Source organism: Schnuerera sp. xch1, assembly GCF_019931165.1.
GTDB lineage: Bacteria > Bacillota > Clostridia > Tissierellales > Tepidimicrobiaceae > JAIOUP01.
The window spans coordinates 1-1527 of the sequence record NZ_JAIOUP010000037.1 but is presented as its reverse complement, the minus strand read 5'-3'; the positions used below and the strand labels follow the sequence as shown (position 1 = coordinate 1527).

General features: G+C 51.2%; 1 tRNA gene and 1 rRNA gene. Both read right to left on the bottom strand.

The annotated features are described in order from the left end of the window. Positions 1–109 precede the first annotated feature (109 nt). Positions 110–185 (bottom strand) — tRNA-Ala (locus tag K8M07_RS12485). A 41-nt stretch (positions 186–226) separates the two neighbouring features. Further along, a 16S ribosomal RNA gene (locus tag K8M07_RS12480) occupies positions 227–1527 on the bottom strand; the annotation flags it as partial.

The following is a 1527-nucleotide window of genomic DNA, read 5'->3' as shown; positions in this document are numbered from 1 at the left end:
CTGGTGCCAAGGCATTCACCTTATGCCCTTATTTGCTTGACCAGAAATATAATTTACTGTGTAGTTTTCAATGTGCAATTTAAAATTTTCAACCTTTTAGGTTGAATTATGGTGGAGATGAGGAGATTCGAACTCCTGACCCCCTGCTTGCAAGGCAGGTGCTCTCCCAACTGAGCTACACCCCCAAATAAACAAAACAGTGTGAAAATACTTTTGTACTCCTTAGAAAGGAGGTGATCCAGCCGCACCTTCCGATACGGCTACCTTGTTACGACTTCACCCCAGTCATCAGCCCTACCTTCGACAGCTGCCTCCATAAGGTTGGCTCACTGGCTTCGGGTATTGCTAACTTCCATGGTGTGACGGGCGGTGTGTACAAGACCCGGGAACGCATTCACCGTGGCATTCTGATCCACGATTACTAGCAACTCCAGCTTCATGCAGGCGAGTTGCAGCCTGCAATCCGAACTGGGATTGGTTTTATGGGATTGGCTTCTTATCGCTAAGTCGCTTCCCTTTGTACCAACCATTGTAGCACGTGTGTAGCCCAGGACATAAAGGGCATGATGATTTGACGTCGTCCCCACCTTCCTCCGGTTTATCACCGGCAGTCCCTCTAGAGTGCTCAGCCTAACTGCTAGCAACTAAAGGTAAGGGTTGCGCTCGTTGCGGGACTTAACCCAACATCTCACGACACGAGCTGACGACAACCATGCACCACCTGTCTCCTCTGTCTCCGAAGAGAATTTCCTATCTCTAGGACTGTCAGAGGGATGTCAAGCCCTGGTAAGGTTCTTCGCGTTGCATCGAATTAAACCACATGCTCCGCTGCTTGTGCGGGTCCCCGTCAATTCCTTTGAGTTTCATTCTTGCGAACGTACTCCCCAGGCGGAGTGCTTAATGTGTTAACTCCGGCACCGAGGTTTGACCCCCGACACCTAGCACTCATCGTTTACGGCGTGGACTACCAGGGTATCTAATCCTGTTTGCTCCCCACGCTTTCGTACCTCAGCGTCAGTATAAGTCCAGAAAGTCGCCTTCGCCACTGATATTCTTCCTGATATCTACGCATTTCACCGCTACACCAGGAATTCCACTTTCCTCTCCTTAACTCAAGCCAAACAGTTTCAAATGCTTACATAGGTTGAGCCTACGCCTTTCACATCTGACTTGCTTGGCCGCCTGCGTACCCTTTACGCCCAGTAATTCCGGACAACGCTCGCCCCCTACGTATTACCGCGGCTGCTGGCACGTAGTTAGCCGGGGCTTCCTCCTATGGTACCGTCATTATCGTCCCATAGGACAGAGCTTTACGATCCGAAGACCTTCATCGCTCACGCGGCGTCGCTGCATCAGAGTTTCCTCCATTGTGCAATATTCCCCACTGCTGCCTCCCGTAGGAGTCTGGACCGTGTCTCAGTTCCAGTGTGGCCGTTCACTCTCTCAAGCCGGCTACCCATCGCTGTCTTGGTGAGCCGTTACCTCACCAACTAACTAATGGGACGCGAGACCATCTTCTACCGCTTT